The sequence below is a fragment of the Paraburkholderia xenovorans genome (assembly GCF_046030735.1).
Classification (GTDB): domain Bacteria; phylum Pseudomonadota; class Gammaproteobacteria; order Burkholderiales; family Burkholderiaceae; genus Paraburkholderia; species Paraburkholderia xenovorans_A.
Genome location: NZ_JAQQBV010000013.1, coordinates 35025 through 60142 on the forward strand (window position 1 = coordinate 35025; position 25118 = coordinate 60142).

Annotated in this window: 19 protein-coding genes; 8 read left to right on the forward strand and 11 right to left on the reverse strand. The window is 63.1% G+C overall.

Annotated features, from left to right (window positions below):
- The first annotated feature begins 20 nt into the window (after positions 1–20).
- The 3 genes from PQQ51_RS14685 (at position 21) to PQQ51_RS14695 (ending at position 3667) form a co-directional block, all read left to right on the forward strand.
- Positions 21–2192: a malate synthase G gene (locus PQQ51_RS14685; RefSeq protein WP_408497509.1), complete on the forward strand. Its 2172-nt coding sequence runs from the start codon at positions 21–23 to the stop codon at positions 2190–2192.
- 358 nt (positions 2193–2550) lie between these two features.
- Positions 2551–3237: a hypothetical protein gene (locus PQQ51_RS14690; RefSeq protein ID WP_408497510.1), complete on the forward strand. Its 687-nt coding sequence runs from the start codon at positions 2551–2553 to the stop codon at positions 3235–3237.
- On the forward strand, positions 3227–3667 hold the full coding sequence (locus tag PQQ51_RS14695; protein WP_408497511.1) for a DUF4279 domain-containing protein: 441 nt from the start codon (positions 3227–3229) through the stop codon (positions 3665–3667). Before PQQ51_RS14690 ends, PQQ51_RS14695 begins: the two co-directional genes overlap by 11 nt.
- Before the next feature lie 126 nt (positions 3668–3793).
- Here the strand turns inward: PQQ51_RS14695 and galU are convergent, their stop codons facing one another.
- Both galU and PQQ51_RS14705 read right to left on the reverse strand, forming a co-directional pair.
- The gene (galU, locus tag PQQ51_RS14700) at positions 3794–4711 is read right to left on the reverse strand and encodes a UTP--glucose-1-phosphate uridylyltransferase GalU (RefSeq protein ID WP_408497512.1); all 918 of its coding nucleotides are present in this window, start codon (positions 4709–4711) and stop codon (positions 3794–3796) included.
- A gap of 291 nt (positions 4712–5002) precedes the next feature.
- Positions 5003–5146: a hypothetical protein gene (locus tag PQQ51_RS14705; RefSeq protein WP_408497513.1), complete on the reverse strand. Its 144-nt coding sequence runs from the start codon at positions 5144–5146 to the stop codon at positions 5003–5005.
- Positions 5147–5387: 241 nt separating this feature from the next.
- On the opposite strand from PQQ51_RS14705, the gene PQQ51_RS14710 reads away from it, so the two are divergent.
- Complete coding sequence (locus PQQ51_RS14710) at positions 5388–6581, forward strand: acyltransferase family protein (RefSeq protein ID WP_408497514.1); 1194 nt, start codon at positions 5388–5390, stop codon at positions 6579–6581.
- 162 nt (positions 6582–6743) lie between these two features.
- Here PQQ51_RS14710 and PQQ51_RS14715 read toward each other — a convergent pair whose 3' ends face one another.
- From PQQ51_RS14715 to PQQ51_RS14725, 3 genes are read right to left on the reverse strand one after another with little or no spacing between them, the layout of a single operon-like run.
- The gene (locus PQQ51_RS14715) at positions 6744–9194 is read right to left on the reverse strand and encodes a glycosyltransferase family 4 protein (RefSeq protein WP_408497515.1); all 2451 of its coding nucleotides are present in this window, start codon (positions 9192–9194) and stop codon (positions 6744–6746) included.
- Positions 9191–10657: a flippase gene (locus PQQ51_RS14720; RefSeq protein WP_408497516.1), complete on the reverse strand. Its 1467-nt coding sequence runs from the start codon at positions 10655–10657 to the stop codon at positions 9191–9193. The genes PQQ51_RS14715 and PQQ51_RS14720 overlap by 4 nt, the downstream gene beginning before the upstream one ends.
- A gap of 55 nt (positions 10658–10712) precedes the next feature.
- Entirely contained in the window at positions 10713–12926 is a 2214-nt protein-coding gene (locus PQQ51_RS14725; protein WP_408497517.1) for an NHL repeat-containing protein, read from the reverse strand.
- A gap of 608 nt (positions 12927–13534) precedes the next feature.
- On the opposite strand from PQQ51_RS14725, the gene PQQ51_RS14730 reads away from it, so the two are divergent.
- Genes PQQ51_RS14730 through gmd form a run of 4 tightly spaced genes read left to right on the forward strand, consistent with a single transcriptional unit; the run spans position 13535 to position 16582 of the window.
- The gene (locus tag PQQ51_RS14730; protein ID WP_408497518.1) at positions 13535–14662 is read left to right on the forward strand and encodes an acyltransferase family protein; all 1128 of its coding nucleotides are present in this window, start codon (positions 13535–13537) and stop codon (positions 14660–14662) included.
- Positions 14659–15393 carry an SGNH/GDSL hydrolase family protein gene (locus PQQ51_RS14735; protein ID WP_408497519.1) on the forward strand — a complete coding sequence of 245 codons (735 nt, stop codon included), beginning with the start codon at positions 14659–14661 and terminating at the stop codon, positions 15391–15393. The genes PQQ51_RS14730 and PQQ51_RS14735 overlap by 4 nt, the downstream gene beginning before the upstream one ends.
- Positions 15390–15542, forward strand: a complete 153-nt coding sequence (locus tag PQQ51_RS14740) for a hypothetical protein (RefSeq protein WP_408497520.1) — start codon at positions 15390–15392, stop codon at positions 15540–15542. Before PQQ51_RS14735 ends, PQQ51_RS14740 begins: the two co-directional genes overlap by 4 nt.
- Positions 15539–16582 (forward strand): GDP-mannose 4,6-dehydratase, encoded by a 1044-nt coding sequence (gene gmd, locus PQQ51_RS14745; protein WP_408497521.1) that lies wholly within the window; start codon positions 15539–15541, stop codon positions 16580–16582. Before PQQ51_RS14740 ends, gmd begins: the two co-directional genes overlap by 4 nt.
- Before the next feature lie 122 nt (positions 16583–16704).
- On the opposite strand, the gene PQQ51_RS14750 is transcribed toward gmd, so the two are convergent.
- The 6 genes from PQQ51_RS14750 to PQQ51_RS14775 form a co-directional block, all read right to left on the reverse strand.
- The gene (locus PQQ51_RS14750) at positions 16705–17871 is read right to left on the reverse strand and encodes a glycosyltransferase family 4 protein (RefSeq protein ID WP_408497522.1); all 1167 of its coding nucleotides are present in this window, start codon (positions 17869–17871) and stop codon (positions 16705–16707) included.
- A gap of 65 nt (positions 17872–17936) precedes the next feature.
- Positions 17937–19166, reverse strand: coding sequence for a glycosyltransferase family 4 protein (locus PQQ51_RS14755; protein WP_408497523.1), 1230 nt, complete (start codon positions 19164–19166; stop codon positions 17937–17939).
- Entirely contained in the window at positions 19163–20644 is a 1482-nt protein-coding gene (locus PQQ51_RS14760) for a glucose-6-phosphate isomerase (RefSeq protein WP_408497524.1), read from the reverse strand. The genes PQQ51_RS14755 and PQQ51_RS14760 overlap by 4 nt, the downstream gene beginning before the upstream one ends.
- A 3-nt stretch (positions 20645–20647) precedes the next feature.
- Positions 20648–21823, reverse strand: a complete 1176-nt coding sequence (locus tag PQQ51_RS14765; RefSeq protein ID WP_408497525.1) for a glycosyltransferase family 4 protein — start codon at positions 21821–21823, stop codon at positions 20648–20650.
- Between the two features lie 91 nt (positions 21824–21914).
- Positions 21915–22847 (reverse strand): glycosyltransferase family 2 protein, encoded by a 933-nt coding sequence (locus PQQ51_RS14770; protein ID WP_408497526.1) that lies wholly within the window; start codon positions 22845–22847, stop codon positions 21915–21917.
- 44 nt (positions 22848–22891) lie between these two features.
- Entirely contained in the window at positions 22892–25090 is a 2199-nt protein-coding gene (locus PQQ51_RS14775; RefSeq protein WP_408497656.1) for a polysaccharide biosynthesis tyrosine autokinase, read from the reverse strand.
- Positions 25091–25118 lie beyond the last annotated feature (28 nt).

A 25118-nucleotide genomic window follows, 5' to 3' on the forward strand; every position in this document is an offset into this window, starting at 1 on the left:
CCATTCAGATGGAGCAGTCGATGACTCAGATGAACACGCGCGGTGGACTGCAAGTCGCCGCCAATCTCGACCAGTTCGTCGAAACCGAAGCCCTGCCCGGCACCGGACTCGACAGCGCGGCTTTCTGGTCGGGTTTCGACGCCCTCGTGCACGAGCTGGCGCCAAAGAACCGTGCGCTGCTCGCCGAGCGCGACCGCCTGCAAACCGAACTCGACAACTGGCATCGCGCCAATCCGGGTCCGGTGCGCGACCTGCACGCGTACCGCGCGTTCCTCGAAGGGATCGGTTACATCGTGCCGGCGCCCGCGAGCGTCCAGGCCACGACCGACCACGTGGACACCGAAATCGCCGAACAGGCCGGCCCGCAACTCGTGGTGCCGCTGTCGAATCAGCGTTATGCGCTGAACGCGGCGAACGCGCGCTGGGGCAGCCTGTACGACGCGCTGTACGGCACCGACGCGATTCCCGACAGCAACGGCGCGGAAAAGCAGAAGGCCTTCAATCCGGTGCGCGGCGCCGCGGTGATCGCGTATGCGCGCAAGTTTCTCGATCAGGCCGCGCCGCTTGCGAACGGCTCGCATGTCGATGCAACGCTGTATAGCGTCGACAGCGGCAAGCTGGTCGTCACGCTGAAGAACGGCAAGAGCGAACTGACGACACCGGCGCAATTCATCGGCTATCAGGGTGACGCGGGTGCGCCGTCGGCGGTGCTGCTCAAGCACAACGGCCTGCACTTCGAGATCCAGATCGATGCGAACGATTCGATCGGCAAGACCGATTCCGCGCATGTGAAAGACGTGCTGATGGAAGCCGCGGTGAGCACGATCATCGATTGCGAAGACTCGGTGGCGGCCGTGGATGCCGACGACAAGGTCCAGCTCTATCGCAACTGGCTCGGCCTGATGAACGGCACGCTGACCGAAGAGGTCACGAAGAACGGCAAGACCTTCACGCGCCGTCTGAACGAAGACCGTGCCTATGTCGCCGCGAACGGCACCGCGCCGGTCGTGCTGCATGGCCGCTCGCTGCTGTTCATCCGCAACGTCGGTCACTTGATGACGAACCCGGCCGTGCTCACAAAAGACGGCCACGAGATTCCGGAAGGCATTCTCGACGGCGTGATCACCACGCTGTGCGCATTGCACGATCGCAAGCACAAGCTGAATTCGCGCACCGGCTCGATCTATATCGTGAAGCCGAAAATGCACGGGCCGGCCGAAGTCGCGTTCGCGAGCGAACTGTTCGCGCGTGTCGAAGACCTGCTGAAGCTGCCGCGCAACACGATCAAGATGGGCATCATGGACGAGGAGCGCCGCACGTCCGTCAACCTGCTTGCGTGTATCGGCGAAGCGAAGGAACGTGTCGCGTTCATCAACACCGGCTTCCTCGACCGCACCGGCGACGAAATGCACTCGGCGATGCAAGCCGGCCCGATGATGCGCAAGGGCGACATGAAGTCGAGCGCGTGGATTGCCGCGTACGAGCGCAGCAACGTGCTGGCCGGTTTGAGCGCGGGCTTGCGCGGCCGCTCGCAGATCGGCAAGGGCATGTGGGCGATGCCGGACCTGATGCACGCGATGCTCGAACAGAAGATCGCGCATCCGAAGGCCGGCGCGAACACCGCGTGGGTGCCCTCGCCGACCGCCGCGACCTTGCATGCGCTGCACTACCATCAGATCGACGTGCAGGCGGTTCAGCAGGAACTCGAACGCACGGATTACGCGTCGGTGCGCGACGAACTGCTCGACGGGCTGCTGACGATTCCGGTGGTCGCCGAAGCAAAGTGGAACGACGACGAGATCCGCAGCGAGATCGACAACAACGCACAAGGCATTCTCGGCTACGTGGTGCGCTGGATCGATCAGGGCGTGGGGTGCTCGAAGGTGCCGGACATCCACAACGTCGGCTTGATGGAAGACCGCGCGACGCTGCGCATTTCCAGTCAGCACATCGCCAACTGGCTGTATCACGGCGTGGTCGCGCGCGAGTTGGTCGAAGAAACTTTCCGGCGCATGGCGAAGGTGGTCGACGAGCAGAACGCCGGCGATCCGCATTACAAGCCGATGGCACCGGGCTTCGATACGATCGCGTTCAAGGCCGCGCAAGCGCTGGTGTTCGAAGGACGCGAGCAGCCGAGCGGGTATACGGAACCGCTGCTGCATAAGTTCCGGTTGGAAGTGAAGAAGGGCTGAGGTGGGAGTGAGTGCCGGCTCGGGTTGAGAGTCGGGGATTGTTAGAAAAACGGGCGCCGCGTGTATCACGCGGCGCCCGTTTTTTAATTTGCGGGGGCTTTAGGTCCGCAGCGCTTTGGGGAGACCTCGAAGTTGATAGATACCTTTGCGTGACGCATTTCCAGACTTATCCTGAAAGGCTCGCGACGACATTCGAACAGAACAACAAAATTTTACAGATTGGTAGAGTCCCGTCATTAAGATAGCCTCCGATCAATTAGCGGAGGTGAGTGGTGACCATACAGCAGAATACGACTATGCACCTGGGGAACCCGCTATCACTCCCGGTCGATCGCCGCAGGCGCGTATGCACTTAAGCATGTTTCTTCGCGGCGTTTTAGTCGTTCGCGCGGCCGATGGAACCCGACGCGCGTACACCCTATGTCATAAATTCGATTATGAATGCCGCTTCCCGAAGGAAGACGGGCAAAAGGTAGCAGAGTACAACAGAGAGTTTCTTATCGTTATTATGAGCAGCCACTATCGGTGGCAATCGGACACGTATCTGGTCGGGCGTCTGCGCAGTTTTCTTCAACAGTGCATAGTCGGGTTGCGCAGAGTATGTGGTTCTGAAACCGCCGCAGAAGTTATCCGATTCCTACACGAGGTTGTGCGCGATGGCCATGTCATCGCTATGCCGGGCGATAAAGTCGAGCCTCACCAGAGCGGTTCTAACCCGAACGCGCAAGAATCACCATGCCCTCGGTCCGCGACAGTTACGCCGTCCAGTCTGTATCGGCGTACCTCGCTCGCGGCTGCAAAGCCCTTCCACTACACGCCAGCAGCGATAAGCGCCGACGTGGAAGAACTGGCGGCCAGCACGAACAATCCGCGATTCGCAGCGAGAATGCTCGGCTACGACTACAAAACATTCGGAACGATGCTGCACAAGTTCAAGGATGCCAACGGCCTTAGGCCGTCGGACAACAGCATTTTTCACGATAATGGCGACGTGGAATTTAACGGGCGGATCTTTCAGGACAGTATTCACGACTATGCACCCTAACCCACCCACACCAACAAACCCAAACGCCGGAGCCTTTGCCTCGCTCCTGATCACCGGCGACACCGTATTGCCGGAATTCTGGACGGAATATTTCGGTGTGGCTCCGAGTATGTCCATCGTCAAAGGTCGTCCGTTCATCCTGCCGTCGGGCAGAACCAGCCAATCTTTGGGAATCACAGGCTTATGGAGATTCAGCAGTGAGCGTGCAGTAGAAAGCGACCAACTGACCCCGCATTTTCAGTATCTTGTCACTCGCCTTGCCCTTCCCCGCGACGGACTTCGAGAACTCGTGCAAGAGGCCGGCGCTCAAGTCCGGCTCTCCTGCTTCTGGTTCAACCCATCGGGCCAACGCGCGCCCGATGTGCCGGACGACATTCAGCAACTGATGGAATCGCTCGGCGGCCAGATCGATATTGACGAATATCGCTAACCTGCGTCGGGCAAAAAACTCCACTACCGCAGCGCCTCGAGGTCTACCGCCCAAACCAATCGTCAGACCACCGCAAAGCGCCCCGGTCACTCGTTCGAGTATCCGGTACCCAAAGCGCTATGCGTTTCAAGCCGCCTCAGCCGCATACTGCGCCGGCACACTAGCCTGCAAATTGGCCTGCAAATACGTTTGCAGATACGCTTCGAAATCCGCCTTCACTTCCGGATGACGCAGCGCGAATTCCACCGTCGCCTTCAGATAACCGAGCTTGCTGCCGCAATCGAAGCGCGTGCCGAAGTACCGATATGCGAGCACCTGCTCTTCGGTCAGCAGCGATTGCACCGCATCGGTCAGTTGCAATTCGCCGCCCGCGCCCGGCTTCAGCGCGCGGATGTGCTTGAAGATGGTCGGCATCAACACATAACGGCCCACCACGCCGAGGTTCGACGGCGCGTTCTCCGGCGCAGGCTTCTCGACAATACCCGACAGCTTGATCACGTTGTCTTCCCACTCGCGGCCATCCACGACACCGTACGAACGGCTGTCTTCGCGATCGATCGTTTCAACGCCGATCACCGAGCTGTGATAGTGATTGAAGGTATCGACAAGCTGGCTCATCACCGGCTTCGAGCTGTGCAGCAAATCGTCGGCGAGAATCACCGCGAACGGGCTGTCGCCCACCAGCTTCTCGGCGCACAGCACCGCGTGGCCCAGACCGAGCGCCTCCGCCTGGCGCACGTAGAAACAGTCGACATTCGCCGGCTTGATGCTGCGCACGAGGTCGAGCAGCTTCTGCTTGTTGCGCGCTTCGAGTTCGGCTTCGATCTCATACGATTTGTCGAAGTGATCTTCAATCGCGCGCTTGCTGCGGCCCGTCACGAAGATCATTTCGGTAATGCCGGCTGCGATCGCTTCTTCAACCGCATATTGAATCAGCGGCTTGTCGACGATCGGCAGCATCTCCTTGGGGCTTGCTTTGGTAGCCGGCAGGAAGCGTGTCCCGAGGCCCGCTACGGGAAACACGGCTTTGGTGACTTTCAGCATGGTAGGCAATCCCGATAGTTGGAAATTAAGTGTTCACAGGGCTGACAGCCCATCGATGTCGGCACAAAGCCGACCAGACGAGCAGGCCAGTTCCCGCATGAAATATTTCTGGATTTGAATAAATAAAGTCATTCTCTTTAGATATGCCGGATTAAAATCCGAACAGGCAACATTTACGTATCCAAATCGAATTATTTTTCCTGAATTACGAAAAAATTACGGGCCGTTCCAGACGGAGCCGCAGTGGACGGAGCCGGTTCACGCACCGCGCCCGGACCCTGCCGGCTCGTGTCATTCGTTCTCGTCGAGCTGCGGCAGCTTGCCCTGATGGATGCGAAAACGACGGATCGGCTCGTTGCGCAGCGCCTCCCGATACGCGGAGGCGGCAACAAGGATCAGCAGCACGGCAATGCCGGCCAGTAGATGCAGGTTCATGACTTCACCTCGGGTCAAGAGAATCCGTCAGTTAAATTATCACAACAAAAGCGGCAAATAATTCGCTGTCTCGCCTCGTTATACTCAATTACAATTCGTCACAAAATAGACATTCAATACGATTTGTTTTGCCATTTTTTTATCCATTTTTTGCTGCCGCGGTGCTCTAGCATGTGATGCACCGCGGGCGCGCACGGCGCCCCGGGAATAAGCATTTTCTTTCCCAGAATAAGGACCGCGCATGAGCGACTCAGCACTGGATGCCGCCGGCTCATCCCTGCCCCTTTCCCCATCACGAGCGACGAACCCGCGACGCGCGCAGAGCGAAGCGCGCGCCGACAGCGCCGGCAAGGAACATGTCATCGACGCGATGCGGGGTTTCGCCGCGCTGCTGGTTGCGTATTTCCATTGCCGCCAGGTCGAGTGGGTCGGGATGCAGGCGTTTCACCAGAGCATGGGGCATGCGTTCAATCTGAATGCGATCGCCGCGTATCTGACCTTCCCGATTGCGTGGGGCTCGGCCGGCGTGCCGATTTTTTTCGTGATCAGCGGGTACTGCATTCATCGCGGCGGTGCGTTGCGCCTCGCAAAAAATCCCGACTACCGGCTCGATGCCGGCAATTTCTGGGTGCGCCGCTTCGCGCGCATTTATCCGGTGCTGCTGGCGGCGCTGCTGCTCACGCTCGCGCTCGACTGGTATAGCCTGCAATTGCCGCCGGTCAATCACAAGATTCGCGAGATCGGTCTGCAGGCGTTTCTCGTCAACCTGTTCTCGCTGCAAGGCGTGGCGGGCAAAACGTATGGGTCGAACGGCGCGCTGTGGACGTTGTCGCTCGAAGTGCAGTTCTACGCGATCTATCCGTTGCTGTTCGCATTGCGCCGCCGGCTCGGCATGAACTCGGTGCTGGCGATCGTCGCGGCGATCAATGTGGTGTCGGCATACGTGCTCGAGCGCCACGATATCCAGTTCTTCACGTCGTACTGGTTTTCGTGGATGCTCGGCGCGTGGATCGCCGATAGAAGAGCGCAGCGCGCGCCGGATGCGCGTTCGTCGGTATGGCTGTACGTGCTGGCGGCCGGTTTCATCGCGCTCGGCTGCGCCGCGTTCCATTTCGGCCAGTACGGCGCGTTCCAGTTGTGGGCGATCGGCTTTGCGTTCTATCTGTACAAGGCGCTGGAGCGGCGCAATGCCGATACGCCTGGCATAAGGCTGCTGTCGCGCTTCGGCGATTTCAGCTTCTCGCTGTATCTGATCCATTTGCCGATTTTCGTGCTGCTGTCGTCGTTGCTGTACCGCTCGTCGCTGCAGATGTCGATCTGGCCGTCGTTCGGCTACATGCTGGTCGCCGTGCCGGTCGCTTACGTGTTTTACCGGCTGGTCGAATTGCCGGCGATGAAGTGGTCGGCCAGTTTCAAGCCGAAAGGCGCGCGATAACGTGTGGTCGAAACTGGTGTGGTTGAAACGCCGGAGCGACCCTGACTCCGGCGCAAAAAAAGGAGCGAACGTCGCAACGACGATCGCTCCACAGTGTTAACTAGAACGCTAACTACAGGGGCCGGTCGAAGCCCCCGCTTACCCTCTCCGCTCCAAACCGCTTCAACGCCCCGCTACGCGCTTCAGAATCCGCTCGACACCCGCGACATAGGCTTCGGTACCGAACCGGCTGAGCGCCGTCTCATAGCCGTTTCTGACGAGTCTTCTGCGCAGTTCGTCGTTCGAGCGCAGTTCGGCCAGCGTGTCGGCGAGCGCATGCGCGTCGCCCGGCGTGCACAGCATGCCGTTCTCCTGATCGTCGACGATCTCCAGCACGCCGCCCGCGCGCGCCGCGACCACCGGCCGCTGCGCGAGCATCCCTTCGACGATCACCCGGCCGAACGGCTCGGGCGTGATCGATGTATGGACGACCGCATCGACCGCGCACATGCAGGCCGGAATATCGTGCTGAAAACCGAGGAAATGCACCCGGCCGCCGAGGTTGTGCGCGGCGACGAACGCGTGCAGTTCGATCTCGTACTGATCCTCGCCGAACAGCGGCGCGCCCACCAGCACCGCGTGCATGTGCGGATTGAGCACCATTGCTTCGAGCAGCACGTGCTGCCCCTTCCAGCGCGCGAGGCGGCTGAACGAGCCGACCAGAAACGCGTCCTGCGGCAGGTTCAGGTGATAACGCAAAGTAGCTTGCGGCACCGTGCGCAGCGCGTCGAAAGGCGTGGCGGAAATGCCGTTGAACACCACGTCCACGCGCTTCGCGTCGAACTGCGTGAGCTCGGCGAAAGCGCGCGCGGAGGCCGCCGAGTTGGCGATCACATGCGAAAGCCCCATGCGCGCGCACCATTTGATGATCGCCAGTTGCTTGCCGCCGAAATGCTCGGGGCTGACGATATCGCGCAGATGCCACACCACCGGCTTCCTCGCGAGCTTGCCCGCGATCGCGCCGATCACCATCGCGCGCTGCGTGTTCGCGTAGATCACGTCGGCGTTGCGCGCGCGTTTCGCGGTGGCGCGCACGAGCGACAGCAGGCCCTTGAGCGCTTGCCCCTTCGGCAGCGAGCCGCCCTGTTTGCGCACGTGGCGCAACGCACCGGCATCCAGCACGTTGACGGTCACGCCGGTTTTCGCGAGCTCGGTGCGAAACGGGCCGTCGTCGAACAGCACGACCTCGATCCGCGCGCGCAGCGCCTTGACGATTTCCAGCAGCGACAGTTCGGCGCCGCCCAGCACGCCGCTCTGGTCGACCGCGAGAATACGCGGCGCGTTCGCCGCCGCCGGATCGGCCTTGTAAGGCACGTACGGCGGCAACGTCGCCGTACGCAGTGCGGGCACCGCGGCGCGCACGTGGGCAAAGAAACGTTCGCGGAAATTCGCCGCGGAGAACTGTTCGGCATTCGCGCGGCAATCCACCGGCGAGAAGCGCGCGCGATGCTCGTCGAAACGCTCCACCGCGGCGACGATCGACTCGGTGTTCTGTTCGTCGAAGAACATGCCGGTAGGCCGCGGCTCCGACAGATCGCGCACGGTTTCGAGCGCGCCGCCCTTCCCATACGCGATCACCGGCGTGCCGCAAGCCTGCGCCTCGACCACCGAGATGCCGAAGTCCTCTTCCGCCGCGAATACGAAAGCCTTCGCGCGGCTCATCTTTTCCTTGAGCACCTTGAACGGCTGATAGCCCATGATCTCGACGTTCGGCCCCGCCTTCGCACGGATCTTCTGCATGTCGGGGCCGTCGCCGATCACCACCAGCTTACGCTCGGGCATCTTCGCGAATGCTTCGACGATCAGGTCGATCTTCTTGTACGGCACCATTCGCGACGCGGTCAGATAGAAATCGTCCTTGTCGGTGGAGAGCGAAAACGCTTCGACGTCGACCGGCGGAAAGATCACCTGCGCGTCGCGCTGATAAACCTTCTTGATGCGTCGCGCGATGAAATCGGAGTTCGCGACGAAGCCGTCCACCGAATTCGACGTGCGGATATCCCAGTTGCGGATGTAGTGCAGAATCAGCCGCGCCATGGCCGATTTAGGACCGGCGGTCAGCTTCGACTGCTGCAGGTATTGATGCTGCAAATCCCACGCGTAACGGATCGGCGAATGCACATAGCTGATATGCACCTGGTCCGGGCCGGTCAGAATCCCCTTCGCGACCGCGTGGCTGCTGGAGATCACCACGTCGTAGGCCGACACGTCGAGCTGCTCGATCGCGAGCGGCATCAGCGGCAGATAGGTGCGGTATTTGGTGCGCGCAAGCGGCAGCTTCTGGATGAACGACGTGGTCACCGGTTTGCCGCGCAGGAAGCTGCGGTCGTCGAGAAAATCGACGAGGCTGAACAGGTCCGCGTCCGGAAAGCACGCAACGATCTGCTCCAGCACTTTCTCCGCCCCCGCATAGGTGACGAGCCAGTCGTGCACGATCGCAACGCGCACCGCTTTTCCGCTGCGCAACGCAACGCGGCGCGGCGGCGCCTGCACGCCGGGAACAGTGGTCAGTTCGGCCAGTGCGCTCTTCGTCGTACGTTGCAGCACGGCTTTTTCAAGGACTTCGTTAGTCATGCGCTTTTCCTCGGATTAAGTCGTAGCAGCAGTGAGCGCGCAAGATCGCGCAAGGCGGGCGTCATGGTGATCGACCAGGCGACGTTCGCGCCGACCATCAACACACCGGCGACGATCGCCACAGCGAGACTCGGCAGGAAGCTGGAAAGCCAGAGGCTCGCCAGCAGAAAAGCGAGGTGGGCGAGCATGTCGAGCGCGATCTGCCGCGCGCGAATCGCCGACAGACGCAACAGCACCGCGTAGTCGAACAGCGCGCGGCCGGCCACCGCGATCGCCGCGCCGGTCAAACCGAAATGGCCGATGCCGAACCACAAAGCCGCCGCAAACAGCGGCAGTTCGAACAGGCCGACGCGCGCGGCGGTCGCCGGATTGACCTGCGACTGGATCAGAATTCGCGTGACGTTCGCCTGGCCGACGAGCCACACGGCGACGATCATGATTCGCCCCACGGGTGCTGCGACGGTTGCGATTTCGTTGCCCACCCACAGATGCAGGAACGGTTCGAGTACCAGCATCGCGACGAGCGCGACCGGCGTGAACACGCCGTTCAGAAATTCGAGCGACTGCTGCGTGATCGTGTCGGCATCCGCGCGGCTCACGGCGGAGAGCCGCGGAAACAGCGTGCGCACCATCGCGGTCGGCACGATGTTCAGCCGCGTCACGAGGTTTTGCGGCACCGTGTAGTACGTGACGAAACGCGCGCCGAGGCTGGTGCCGAGCATCACGCGGTCGAGCGACTCGGCGATCATGTTGGTGACGCTCGCGATCAGCATCCAGCCGCCGAAATTGAACAGGCCCTTCGCCACACCCAGTTGCGGCGGCAGAATGCTGCGGATTTCCAGCACTTTCAGCGCGGACCGGCCCAACAGAATCGCAGCGATAATGCGCGCGAACACCGCTGCGGCAAGCACGTTCTGCAACGTCGCGCCCATCCACAGCGCGGCGCCGAGCGGCAGCAACTGGAACAGAAACGTGCCGATCGTCTGATTGGTGTTGTAGACGCCGAAGCGCTCCGCGCCGTTGATCGCACCCGCGAACACCCACGACACGTTCGCAATCGGAATCGCCACCGCGAGCCACGGCAGCGCCATATACACCTCGTGCTGCAACTCGGGCGACACCTTGGTGAAGTACGCGGTGTACAGAAACGCGCCGAAATAGATGATCAATCCGCCGACCACGCCGGTCGCGAGATTGAGCCACGTGGCGCTCCAGAACACGCGCGCGCTCTCGTCCTTGTCGCCGGACGCGCGCGCCTTAGAGATGTGATTCTGCGCGGCCATGCTCATGCCGAGATCGAGAATCCCGAAGTAGCCGATCAGCGTCCACACGAGACTGATCACGCCATAGCGCTCTACGCCGAGCAGCTTGATATACGACGGCACGGTCACGAGCGAGACGAAAGTCGGCAGTACCAGCCCGAAGAAATTGATCGCTACGTTCTTGAGAATGCCTTTGTCCATCGGATGCCCTGGGTTTGCCTACATTTGCGAAACAACCGCTACGCCGCGTGTTCCATCACGGTTTCCAGCGGTACATCATCACCTTGCCGCGCGCATCTTCCTCGACGAACACGAGGTACTCGCCGTTGCCGAGTCTGGCCGCGCTGATCCCGTTGGGCACGTCGACCCAACCCGACGCGTTGCCCACTTCCGGGCCGGGCCGGATCACGCCGAGCTCCTTACCGCTGTCCTTGTCCCACACATGCACCGCGCCGACCGGTTCGACGCCGAACAGGTACTGCCCTTCGACGGTGAGGCCGATGATCGTCGCGATCGGTTTGGTCTGCGTGGTCCACGGCAACGCGATCGCATAGCGCTGCACCGGCTTGCCGCTCGACCATTTGTCGTAGCGCACCAGCACGCGGCCCACTTCCTTCCAGAAGCCGCGATCGGGCGGCGTATCGGGCGTGTAGCCGGTCACGTACATCGTGTCGGTATCCGGCTCGTAGATCGCGCGATGCAGTTCGGTGAACGGTTGCGGCACCGGGTACTGCGTCAGGTTCGAATACGAGTAGACCGGATTGCCCTTCGGATCCAGCCCGCCGAACCGGAAGCGGTAAATGCCCTTGTTGTCGCGCGTGCGCCAGATGTCGCCGGCGGTATCGACCCACCAGCCCCAGCCGCCCGCGAGCTTCGTGCCGCTCGTGTTGAGCGCGAATTCGTCGGCGTCGAATTTGCCGTCGCCGTTCGCGTCGCGCCAGATCCAGTCGCCGCCCGGCGGCGCATTCGGCACCCTTGCCACCGCGCGTTCACGACCGGCGATGAAGCCGGAAGGAATCGCCGTCTCGCCGTCGTGCTGCGGATCGAAGCGATAGATCTTCAGGTGATCCGCGTACATGTCCGTGAGATACAGGAACGTGCGACCCTTCAGCTTGCGGGCGATCGGCAGGCCCGGATACTGATCGACGTGAAATACCGGATCGTCCGGATACTTGAAGCGGTTCGACAGGAAACCTACGTATTTCCAGTCCTGCCCCGCAGGCTTCGACAGATCGAGTTCGAAGCGCTTGTTGCCGGTATAAACGCTGTTGGGCCGCGCCGGATCGATCCACGCGCCGTCGACAAACAACAGCCCCTGCACCTGCCAGTTCTGTTTGCCGTCCGGCGCGTAGCTCTCGAGCGTCGCGCCGAGCCCCGCGCCGATCGGCTCGTAGCGCGGGCCGATCCCGTTGGTCGACACATACACGTTGCCGCGCGCGTCTACGCCGACGCCGGTCAGGCCATTGAAACGCTGCGGACCCGGCTTGCCGGGCGTGCCGCTGAAAATGCCGCCGCGCTCGCCGAGCGTCGCCGATTGTGCGTAACGTCCATTGCTTTTGCGGAAAAACAGCACCTGCTGACGCGGCCCGTTGTCGGCGATCAGCACGCGGCCTTGCGCGTCCACGGCAAGATCGACCGCGACCGTGTCGGCTGGCAGCGCGACGGTTTCATCGATGCGCTGTCCGGTGATCGTGTAATGCTCGACATGCGGCGCTTTATCGTTGCGCGTGCCGGCAAGCACCCACAGCGTGCCGTCCGGCGCGAGCGCGATGTGGCCAGGCTCGCGCACACTCCATGTGGTTTTCTGCTGCATCGATTCGGCGTCGTACACCTCGATGCGATCGCGCGCGGTGTTCGCCGCGAACAGCGTCGTGTCGTTCGCGGCGAGGCCGCCGATCTCGGCGCTCGTGCCGGTCGGCACTTCGTTCATCATCAGGAAGCCGGCGGCCAGTTGCGCGTGCGGGTCGGCGGCTTTCGCGGCCGGCTGGAACGGCGCCGCGCGTTTCGGATCGGTGATCTGCCGCCGCGAAATGCCGAACCATTGCTTGCCCTTCTCGGGCCACACGCCCTGCTCGACCAGATGCCCTTTCTCGTTGCCGACCGCGATCGCGACGAACACGTACTTGCGATTGATCGCGACCGCATTGCCGCCGCCATTGCCCCAACCGTGCGTGCCGCCCGCGAAGCCGAGCATCTTGCCGTTCTGATACACGCTTGCTTCGGCGCCGCTTTCGTCCCACGGCGCGTTCGTATAGACCTTGCCGTCCGGCGCCACCGCGATCGCGGTGATGTTGATCTGCGCCCAGGTGCCGTCGCCGAAACCGAAGGTATTGCCGATCCATGAGGTTTTCGCGTTCAACGTGGTCTCGGCGCGCGCGGCGAGACTGACCGATCCGGCAGCCAGCCCGGCGGTCAATCCGGCAGCAGATGCCAGCACAGCGAGCCAGCTTCTGAACGTGAAACGGGACAAGGTATTTCCTCCAATCCGGGGTGCTTACGATTGCTTCGGGTTGCTGCGCGTTCAGACAGAACGCCTGCGCGAAGCGACTCGCGCAGCGAAATCTGCATTGAGAGAGCGACAGGGACCGCCGGAAGCAGCGGCGCAAGAACGTGCGGCGAACCGAGACCATCCGCACAGCTCACATTAAGCGGAAAAAACGCCGCAACGAAAATCGAAAATAATTCAAAAATATTCAGCGCTTTAAGCCAGGCGAAAGAAATCGATTTAAAAATGGATTAATGCGAAACCAGCCTGGTGCAGGCATGGATGGATCGGGTCTTACAACGCGTTTCCATTCATCTTTACCGATGCGCGCCGGCGTATGCCGCACTTCTTACAGACTGCCTCTGCGCTCCAATCCAACCATAAAAATCCATTTCGAATGGATAACGAAACACCCTGTTGCAATCTGATTCATTTATCCAATTCATTCCCGTTTTTTCACGATTTTCTTTTCCCTAGAATCGATTGCACTTCCGTTACGACGTGAAGCGGCCGCGGCCGTTCGTCCCGCTATGGGCGCGAACCTTCCGCCCGGCCCTTCGCCGCGGCCCACCCGCTCTCACCATGGATGGTTCATGACTGCCAGCGCCCTGCCAGCGCCGCCATTAGCGCCTTCTCACTCCCGCCGCATCGTGCAGCTCGACGGTTTGCGCGCCATCGCCGTGCTCGCGGTATTCGCACAGCACGCGCTGAAGGCGCCGCTATGGATGGGCGTCGATCTGTTTTTCGTTCTGAGCGGTTTTCTGATCAGCGGCATCCTGCTCGAACGCAAGTCGCGTCGGCAGTCCTATTTCGGCTACTTTTATGCGCGCCGCGCGCGCCGCATTCTGCCGCCGTATGTGCTGCTGATGGTGGTGTCGTCGATCCTGTTCGGTTTCGGCTGGGCGCAGCACTGGCAGTGGTATGCGTTCTTCGCGACCAATATCGGCGACGCGCTCAACCAGAGCGGTCACGACAGCCTGAACGTACTGTGGTCGCTCGCCGTCGAAGAGCAGTTCTATATCTTCTGGCCGTTCGTGATCCTGCTGGTGCCCGAGCGTGTGCTCGGCTACGTGGCCGCCGCGTTGATCGTGCTCGTGCCGGTGCTGCGCGCGGTCGCAACGCCCTGGTTCGATTCGTTCTGGCCGATCTACTACCTGACGCCGTTCCGTATGGATCTGCTCGCGGCCGGCGCGTTGCTCGCGGTCGCCGTGCGGCGCGATCGCAATGCGCTCGAGCCGTTCAAGGGTCTGGCCGTGCTCGGCTTTTTCGCTGCGCTCGCGGTGCTCGCGTGGCTGCATCTGCATTACCCGCGCTTTCGCGCGGCCAATACGCCGCTTTCGAATGCCGGGCTTTACAGCGTTTCGTTGGTGCTTTGTACGTCCGTCGTGGTCATCGCCCTGCAAAGCAAGGGCATCGTCAAACGGCTGCTGTGCAATCCGGTGCTCGTCTATATCGGCACCATCAGCTACACGATCTATCTGATTCACCTGAGCGTGCTGTACACGCTGTGGCCGCTGCATCTGAACCGTTATCTGAGCGCCGCCCTCGCCCTCGCGATCACGCTGGCCTACGCGAGCATCACGTGGTTCGCGTTCGAGCGGCGTCTGATTCACGGGCCGGCTGCGGGTAACGCGAAGGCTTCGGCAAATGCCGGTGTCAATGCAGCCGCCTCGCAAGCTTCGCAATCACCACAAGCGCCGCAAGCGCAAGGCCGTGCATGAAGCGCCGCGCGTGGCTCGTCCTGAGTCTGACCGGCGCGGCGGCGGCGCTGGGTCCTTTCGCACCGAATGCGTGGGCCGCCGGTCAGCCGCCCGCGCAGATTCTGATCGACGCGTACGGCGATTCGACCACGCTCGGCATCACGTGCAGCGACGGCCACTGCGGCCCGCAGGCGCAGAACGCGGTGACCGGTTTGCGCGACGAACTGCAAGCCCACTACGGCCAGCGCGTGCAGGTCACGAACTACGGCGTGGGCGGCACGATGGCCACGCAGTTGCGCGACGGCACCGGCAATCGCCGCGCCGGGCCGACCGCTGGGCTGCCCTGGCAGGAGCGGCTGGCGGCGTCGTCCGCGCAGATCGTGCTGATCAATTACGGCATCAACGAAGTGATGCAGAACCAGACGCCCGAACAGTTCTACGCGGCCGAGACGACGCTGGTGAAGACCGCCCGCGCGCAAGGCAAGCAGCCGGTTTTACAAACATCGAATCCGATGCCCGACAACCGGCTCAACGCGCGGCTCGCCGCGATGGTCGCGATGACGCGCCGTGTGGCCGCCGAACAGCAGGTGCCGCTCGTCGATCAGTTTGCGTACATCAGCAACCTGCCGGACTGGAAGACGCTGATGTCCGACGGCGCGCATCCGAAGCCGGACTTGTACCGGCTCAAGGCCGAACAGGATTTTCGAGTGGTCGATCCGCTGGTGCGGCGACTGTTGAGCGGCACACCTTGAAGCGCTTTTTGAAGCCTGCTTCGTTCGCTGCTGGAAAGCGTGGCGAAACGCGCTTCGGAGATGGGCTTTTCGAATGTGCCGATGCAATGCGCCGTCTGGCGCGAGTGCTTTTTCTTTTTTCTTTTAACAATATCGAAGGCAAGCCATGAGCCAACCACGCAAAGCGATCATCACCGGCGTATCCGGACAGGACGGCGCCTACCTGACCAAACTGCTGCTCGACAAGGGCTATCAGGTGACCGGTACTTACCGGCGCACGAGTTCGGTCAACTTCTGGCGCATTCGTGAGCTCGGTGTGCTCGATCATCCGAACCTGCGTCTGGTCGAACACGACCTGACCGACCTCGGCTCGACGCTGCGCCTGCTCGAAGGCGCACAAGCCGATGAACTGTACAACCTCGCCGCGCAGAGTTTCGTCGGCGTGTCCTTCGACCAGCCCGTGACGACCGCCGAAGTGACCGGCATCGGCGCGCTGAATCTGCTGGAAGGCATCCGCATTCTGAATCCGAAGACCCGTTACTACCAGGCATCGACGTCGGAAATGTTCGGCCTCGTGCAGGCGGTGCCGCAGCGCGAGGACACGCCGTTCTATCCGCGCAGCCCGTACGGCGTCGCCAAGCTGTTCGCGCACTGGTCGACGATCAACTATCGCGAGTCGTATGGTCTGTTCGCGAGCAGCGGGATTCTGTTCAATCACGAATCGCCGCTGCGTGGCCGCGAATTCGTCACGCGCAAGATCACCGACACGGTCGCGAAGATCAAGCTCGGCAAGCAGGACGTGCTGGAGCTGGGCAACCTCGGCGCGAAGCGCGACTGGGGTTTCGCGCTCGAGTACGTGGAGGGGATGTGGCGCATGTTGCAGGCCGACGAACCGGATACTTTCGTGCTTGCCACGGGGCGTACGGAGACCGTGCGCGATTTCGTGCGGATGGCGTTCGGCGCCGCGGGCTATCAGATCGAGTGGTCGGGTAAGGAAGAGCGTGAAACGGGGATCGACGTCGCGACCGGCAAGACCCTGGTGCGCGTGAATCCGAAGTTCTACCGGCCGGCGGAAGTGGATCTGCTGATCGGCTGTGCGGACAAGGCCCATGAGAAGCTGGGCTGGAAGCCGGAGACCACGCTGGAACAGTTGTGCCACATGATGGTTCATGCGGATCTCGGGCGCAACGAGCATCACGAGACGTTTTGAACCGGTCGCGGGCGGCCGCGTGAGCGGTCGCTTAAGGACGGCTTGCGCCATTTTGAATGGCAAAAAAACGAGGCCTGATCGTCATGATTCAGGCCTCGTTATTTTGAATCTTCGGACAGCGGTCAGTGCACCCCACCCGCCGCAATCGCCTCCGCATACACCGACGCCACCCGTTTCGCGATCACCGAGTTATCAAAATTCGCGCGCGCATAAGCACGGCACGCGTCCGAATCAGGCAGCTTCAACGTGCCGTTCAACGCCCCCGCCAACCCATCCGCAATCGCCTTCGCCCCCGTCTCCGGCAGCACCAGATTCGGCGACAAACCCGCCACCGCTTCCGGCAAACCACCCACCGGCGTCACCAGCACCGGCGTGCCCGAAGCCAGCGATTCGACGGTAATCAGCCCGAAGCCTTCCAGTGCGACTGTCGGCACCACGCTGATGTTCGCCGCGCGATACAGCGCCGCCAGATGCTGATCGGGCACGAAGCCGAGCAGCTTCACGTTGTGCTCCAGACCGGCCTCGGCAATCCGCGCCTGCAACTCGCCTTCGAGGCGCCCCTTGCCCGCGATCAGCAGCAGCACGTCGGGCTGGCTGCGCTTTAACAGCTTCACTGCGTCGATCAGATCTTCGAGACCCATCCGGCGAACCAGCCGCCGCACCGCCAGCACGATCGGCCGGTCTTGCGGCAGTTGCAGCTTCAGACGCGCCTCGGCCGGCGTGATCGGCAGATTGAACTGCTCGACGTCGACACAACCCGGCACCACCCGCACCCGCTCCGGCGAGATCCGGTAACGCGACGTCAGAATCTTGCCGAACGCATCCGACAACACGATCAGCCGCGACGAGCGCGCATACACCGATTGCTCCAGATAACGCTTCGCGCGCTGGCCGAGCGAATCGGCGCCTTCCACGTGGCTCTCGTCGGCCCATGGTCCCTGAAAATGCGACACCTGCGGAATGCCGCGCGTCACGTCGAGCGCCGGAAACGTGTATAGCGCGAAGTGCGACGAAATCACGTCGGGACGCGACCGGCCGATCTCGTGACGCAGCGCGCGACGCGCGGCCATCAAACGCAGCGGCAGCGATTGCGCGGCGGAGCCGAAACCGTTGATCGCGCCGCCGGTGTCCTCGGCGACTTTCGGCGAGCCGGCCACCACGCCGCGCACCGCGACGCCAGCGCCTGGCAGCGCGCCGACCAGCGAGTAGTACATGCGGTCGAGGCCGCCCGCGCGCTCCGGAAACCAGTGCATGCCGATCTGCAGCGATTTGATTGAACTCGTCGTCATGGTTGTTGCCCCTGTGCGTGCTGAGAGTTGTGTGTGAAGTAGCGCGTCGCTCCGGACGAAACCGGTCATTCCGCGCCCTTGTGTCCGGCCAGCGTGTTGAGCGTCAGCGCGTCGGTCTTCGCGCTCACCGCGGCCTCCGCTTCGCTGCGCCGGCGATGCTTGTGCTCGCCCGCAAGTTGCCGGTACAGCGCGATGTATTGCGCGGCCATGCGTGCCCAGCCGAAGCCGGTCGCGAGTTCGTTCGCGGCGACGCCCATCGCGCGGCGCGCGTCGTCGTTGCCGGCAAGACGCGCGACCGCGCCGGCCAGCGCCTTGGGATCGTCCGGATCGTCGAGCACGATTCCGCATTCGGGCGTGATGATCTCCGCGCCGCCCGCGGTGCGCGCAGTGACCACCGGCAAGCCAGCGGCCATCGCTTCGAGCAGCGACAGACTCATCGCTTCATAGCGCGACGGAAACGCGAATGCGTCGACCGAATGCATCAGCACCGGCATCTCCTTCACCAGCCCGAGAAAATGCACGCGATGCGCGATGCCCAGCGCCTTCGCTTCTTCCGGATACGGGCTGCCCGGCAAATAGCCGGCCACCGCGATCTGCACATGCTCGGGCAGATGCTTGAGCGCCTTCAGCACCGTGCCGAGGTTCTTGCGCGGCGTGCGCAGATCGCCGACGAACAGCAGCAGGAACGCGTCGGCGGGCAGGCCGAATTTCGCGCGGTCGCCGGAAGCGGCGGCAAAACCCGCTGTATCGACGCCGTTGTAAATCACCTCCACGCGGTTATCCGGCGTGAGACCGATCGCGCGGATTTCGTCGGCGACCTTCTGCGACACCGCGGTGATCACCTTCGAGCGCCGGTAAGCCCAGCGCTCGAGCAACGCATTGCAGCGCGTATACACCGACTGATACGCGGACCACACGCCCTTGGTGAGCCCGAACGGGTAGTACTTGCTGCCGAACCAGCCGCTATGCACGAAGTGCGAGGTGTTGACGTCCGCGGGCATCCACGTGATGAAACCGTTCACATGCAGCACGTCGAATTCGCGCCGATGCGCGCGCAGCCACATGGCGCTTTTGAACGCGAACACCTGCTGGCGCAGCAGATTGGTGGGCCACCATTTGCCGATTTTCACCGGCACCCAGCGGACATCCGGATGAGCGAGCAGATCGGGCGCGACGTGCGACGCGATCAGCGTCACGCCGATGTTCTCGTCGAGCGCGGCGCGCGCGATCTCGTGGTTGACGCGGCCCTGGCCGTCGTTATGGCGCACGACGTGCGTGACAATGGCGACTCTCAATCAGTGCCTCCGTGTTGAAATGGCGTGTGGAATCGCGTCCTCGTGCGCTGCATTTTTTCGTAATGCACCGCGGAAAGAATCGAGAAAACACTCATGAAAAGCAGCAGTCCGCCGGTGCCGACCAGCGAATTGGTGAACACCAGCATCGCGAAAGTCGCGAGGCTCAGGCTCAGGCACGCGGACACGAATTTGTCGTTACGCAATTTGAACGACGCGAGCACCGCGCGCACCACCAGCCACACGATGCCCGACATGTAGAGCAGCGTGCCGGGCCAGCCGAGCACGAACGGGATGTTCATCACGCCGCTGTCGAAGTTGCCGTACTGGCCGAGCTGGCCGCCGTCGTTCGACAGTTTCGTCGACGTGCCGGTCGCACCCATCCCTTCGCCGGAAACATCGGTGAATGCGGTTTTCGCGAAGGTCGCGTAGAACTCGTTGCGCGCGGCGTAGCTCTGGTCGTCGCTGAGATTGACGATGGTGGTGAGGCGCGCCTGCATCCGGTCGGCCACCGGCCCCACCGCCAGCAGCGGCACGCACAGCCCCGCCAGCAACACCGCGCTCGCGACGATCCGCAAGCGCACCTTGTTGTTCGACTTGACGAGCTGGATCAGCAACGCGATCACCCAGCCGCCCCACGTCGAGCGTACGAGGCTCAGCGCGAACGAGAAGAAACCGAGCGCCGCCGCGATCCAGCGCACCCGGTGGGTCGCCGCCATCACGAACACCATCGCGCCCATCATCGCGAACGCGAACGGTCCGGACGAATTCATCGTGCTGAACACGCGCACGCCCATCGGCACCGGGTCGCCTTGCGAATTCATCTGCGAGCCGAGCATCCATAGCGCGTCCCACTGCGGCATGATGAAGAACTGCACGAGACCGTACGCGCCCATCACCAGCATGCCCCAGATGAACGTATTGACGATCGTGTCGCGGTACTTCGGGTACTCGCGCGTGTGCGCCATGATGTGAAAGCCGATCAGGATCGGATAGAGCCAGTTTGCGAGGTCGTAGGTGGCGGCGAGCGGCCCGCTCGACATCACGCCGATCAGGAACGCGTACGCGAGCCCCATCAGCACGAGCAGCACCGGCAAGCCGCGCCGCTGCGACAGCAGCTTGTAGTAGCGCAACAGCGACAACGCGCTGATCATCGTCACCGCGAGCGGCGCGACCTGGATCAGGCTGGTCGGCGTGAACGATCCCTTGGTCCAGTCGGCGAGACGCCGCACTTCGGGGCTCAGGAACCACAGCCACCACATGAAGCCGATGTAGCGCGCGGGACTGCGGAAATAGAGCCACAGGCCGGTGAGGATCGCCAGCATCGGAAACGCGAGCGTGAGCACGGTGCCCTGATGCGCGCCGATCATCATGGCGGTGACGAGCCACAGCAAAGCCTCCGGCAGCCACTCCTTACGGCCCCTGGACGGCCTCCGTCCGGCACCGTTCGCGCTGGCGGCGCTTTGCGCAATCGTCGACATCGTTCAGAGACCTCCGCGTGACTGGCGCGCCGGCCGCTCGGACTCGGACACGCCCGCGGCGGTCGCCATGCCGGCCGCCGACCGCACGCGCGAAGCCGCCCTCGCCCGCAGCATCTCCTGCGTGATGCGCACGTGCTGCAGCGCGTAGTGCTGGGTGGTCAGGTCGCGTGTCAGCAAGCCGTTCGCCGCGGCCTGCGCCTGGCGCAACGCTTCGTCCGGCTCGACGACGAGTCGATTCACCGCATCGCGCAACGCTTGCGGATCGAACGGCGGCACGTAGGCCGCTTCGTCCGCGAGGAAATAGTCCTGCAATGCGCCGACGTTGGTCGCGACCATCGGCTTGCCGACCGCCGCCGCCTCGAGCATCACCGTGATACCCGACGCGTGCGAATTCGGCCGCAACGGCACGACGATCACGTCGGCCCAGTCGTACAGTTCGCGCTGCTTGACGATGCCCGAGAACAACGCGATCTCGACATTCGATGCGCGCAGCGAGGCCGGAATCCGCCGCCGCGTCGCAAGCTTCACCGTGTAGCGCGCGTCGTTGCCGAACGCGCGAATCAGCGTCTCCCAGTCGCGGTCGCGGTCGTTGCCGATCGCCGCGATGCGCAGCGGCGTGTGCGGCGTCCATTCGGACGGCGCATTGACCGGGAAATCGCGCGTGTTCAGCCCGTAGTACAGCGGCTTCGCTTCGCGCTGGAAATAGCGTTTGCACAGCTCGGCGTTTTCGCTCGCGAGCGTGGTGAGCTGGTCGGCGCGGCCGATCAGCTTGCGATACAGCCAGCTGCGCAGCATGCCGTACGAAGGCCATTTATCGAGCAGCCACACGCTTTGCGCGAGCAGCAGCGGCCCGTCGTCGTCGCCCGATCTACGGCCGCTTAAAAGCAGCATTAACGACGTGGAAAGCCATTCCTGCTCGGTGTGCGTCCAGATCACGTCCGAGCGCAGCATCTCGGCGCGGTTGCGCCACGTGTGGATGAAGTCGAAACCGAGCGCCGCTTTCAGCGCGCGACGCAACAGGCGCACCGGTTTGCTTTCGCGTGCGTCCTGCGAGTAAGTGAGCTTGAATGCATCCGACTCGGCGTGGTGATAGCCGTACAGGCAACCGATATCGTCGCCAGGCCGGTAAAAGCGCGGGTCGGCGCCGTAAAACAGATGAACGTGAACTTTCGTACTCATGCAGACACTCCGCTCTGCCGGTGGAAAGGAGCAGCGACGCTTGCGCACTGAGGCGCGGGCCGCTGCAAGAACATGCGGGTCACGCTGCAGCTCACGCGGTGCGCGACAGCGCGCGGCGCGCCTCATGCGCACCCGTGCGCACCGCGCGCCAGCGCGTCAGCTTCAGCCCCGCCTGCTTCGAGACGAGCGCGAGCGCCGCATGCGTGAGCCCCGGATAGACGCGCGTGCCGACCAGCGTCCACCACCACCACGCGGTTTCGCGGCGCAGCGGCGGCAACTGGTCGCGCAGGATCAGATGGAAATTGAACGCGGCGTTACGCAACGCGGCCATGGTTTGCGCGTCGCGCCGGTCGTCGTCGAAACGCTCGGCCGGGAAGTGATCGACCGCGACGCGCGGGTCGTACATCAGTTTCCAGCCGGCGTTCTTCACCGCGAGGCTGAACGCCATGTCGTTGTGCACTTGCGCGCCCGCGCCGCGCAGCCGCTGATCGAAGCGGATCGTGCGCACCGCGTCGCGCCTGTAGCTCATGTTCGCGCCCTTCAGGATGTCGACTTCGCGCGCGCCGCCCACGCCGAGATGATGATTGCCGATGATCTTGCCGTGCGCCGTCACCTTGCCGACCAGCGGCCGCGCGCCGTCCAGCACGCGGCCTTTTTCGTGGACCCAGTCGCGGCCGCCGAGCGCGCCGAGGCGCGCATCGCCTTCGAACGCGGCCGCGATACGCTCGACCCAGTCGGCGTGCGGCGCGGCGTCGTCGTCGGTGATCGCGATCACGTCGCCGCTCGCGGCATCCAGCCCGCGATTGAGCGCCGCGACCTGGCCGGGCGCCTCGACCAGCGCGACCGACAGCGGCAACGCGCCCGGCACCGCCGGATCGCGCAGGCACGCGTGGGTCGCTGCGTCGTCGGCGCGCGCGACCACCACCACTTCGTCGGGCGCGCGCGACTGCCGTTGCAGCGCCGCGAGGCAGCGCGCCAGATCGGCCGGGCGGCGGTAAGTCGGAACCAGTACCGTCACTTTCATCGTGATGTCCTCATGTCCTGTTCGTGTGCTGTTCTTCGCAACGCTCACGTGCTCAGATATTCCTGGACCGCCGCATAGCTGCGGTCGTAGCCGCCGCGCGAGCGCGCCGGCATGCCGTTGAAGATGCCGCCCTGCACGTGCACACCGGCCGCTCGCAGACGCTTGAGCGCATCGGCGATTTCGCCTTCGCTATGCACGCCCGAGCGCATCACGAAGAACGTCGAGCCGGCATACGCGCCGATGATCGACGCATCGGTCACCGCCAGCACCGGCGGCGTGTCGATCAGAATCACGTCGTAGCGTTTGGCGAGGCCTTCGAGGTATTGCGGCAGACGCGGCGACATCAGCAGTTCCGACGGATTCGGCGGACGGTGGCCGCACGAGATGAAGTTCAGGCCGTCCACGGCCGAGCCGCGAATCGCTTCCTCGAGCGAGATCTGGCCGCTCAGCAATTCCGACAGACCGTTGTCCTGCACGCCGCCGATATAACGCTCGAGCGCGCCGCGGCGCATGTCGCCGTCGATCATCAGCACGCGCTTGCCCGAATGCGCGAGCAGCACCGCCAGATTGACCGTCAGAAAGCTCTTGCCGACGCCTGCCATCGGGCCGGTCAGCATCACGATGCGGTTCTTCGCGTCCATGATCGTGAACTGCATCGAGGTGCGCAGACTGCGCAGGCTTTCGATCGTGACGTCTTTCGGACGCGCGCTCGCCAGCACCGAGCGCAGACGGTTGCCGCCGCGCTCGAAGCCGCTTTCGAGCAGCGCCTGCTCGGCGCTCAGCGGCACGAGGCCGAACACCGGCAGATGGAACGCGCGCTCGATGTGATCGGGGTCGTCGATGCCCTTGAACATATTGCGGCGCAGGAACACGAAGCCGGTGCCCGCGATCAGCCCGAGAATCACGGCCGCCGACAGGATCAGCACCTTCTTCGGCTTGACCGGCGCGCCCGGGCGCATCGCCTCGTCGACGATATGCACGTTGCCGCCGGTGCCCGCCTTCTGCACGGACAGTTCCTGCACGCGGTTGAGCAGCAGCACATAGATGTCTTCCGCGACCTTTGCGTCGCGCTGCAACTGCACGGCCTTCACTTCGGTGGCCGGCAGATCGCGGAAACGGTCCGCGTATTTGGCGCGTTGCGCCTGCAACTCGGCCATCTGTTCACGCGCGGCCTTGAGTATCGGATGATCGTCGCCGTAGCGCTCGGTCATCGAGGCCATCTGCAAACGCAGGCCGGCGATCTGCTGCTCGTACTGCACGCTGCCTTCGAGGTAGACCTTCGCTTCGTCGCTCGCGTTGATCGATCCGGACTGGCGCTGATACGCGGTCAATGCCGCTTCGGCGCGTTCGAGATCGCTCTTCAGGCGCGGCTCTTCGCTCTTCAGGAAGTCGAGCATCTTGCTCGCGTCGGCCTGCTTGCTCAGCACGTGCTGGCGCACATACGACTGCGCGAGCGCATTGGCGACTTCCGCCGCGTGCGCCGGGCTCTTGTCGTCCAGCGAGATCTGGATCACGCCGGTCTGCTTGCCCTGCTCCTGCACGGTAATCGCCGACTGGAACGCGGCGATCGCGTCGAGATCGTTCGAGCGCACCACCGTGAACTGCTCGCCTGGCCGCGCGACCAGTTTGGCGACCAGCATCGTCACGCCGCCGCCCTGCTCCTGCTGGCCGACCTGGCCGCGCAGCAGCAGCGCGCCGTTGTCGGCATACAGTTCGTAGTGCTGGTCGTCGAGCACTTTCATCGTGAGCTTCTGGCCTTCGAGCGCGGGCACCACGTCGATCGAATCGACGTCGACCTCTTCACCGCCCCACGCATACGACGACAACCCGAGCCAGGGCCGCGCCGGCTGGCCCGGCGTCGCGAAGCGCGCGGCGATGCTGCCGAGCAGCGGGATGGTTTTCGGCGCGACGCTGAAGTTCAGCTTCAGTTGCTGCACCACCGGGCCCACTACGCCGCGGCTCTTGATGATTTCGATTTCGGCGTCGGTCGGCAGCGAAGTCGAACCGGTGGTGATCGCCGCGCCGGTTTGCGTCTGCGTGAGCGCCTGCGACGTGTTGTCGGACTGCTCGACGCGCACGTGCGCGTCGGCCGAATAGATCGGCTTGGCGAGGAAGCAGTACGCGCCCGCGATGCCGACGATCACAGCGGCGATCGCGACCAGCCACCAGATGTCGTCGAGAATCACCTGCACCAGTTGGCCGAGGACGACGTCCTCTTCTTCGGTCCTGGCCGGTGCGACCATGTGCGGAGAAATTTGATTGTTCACAATT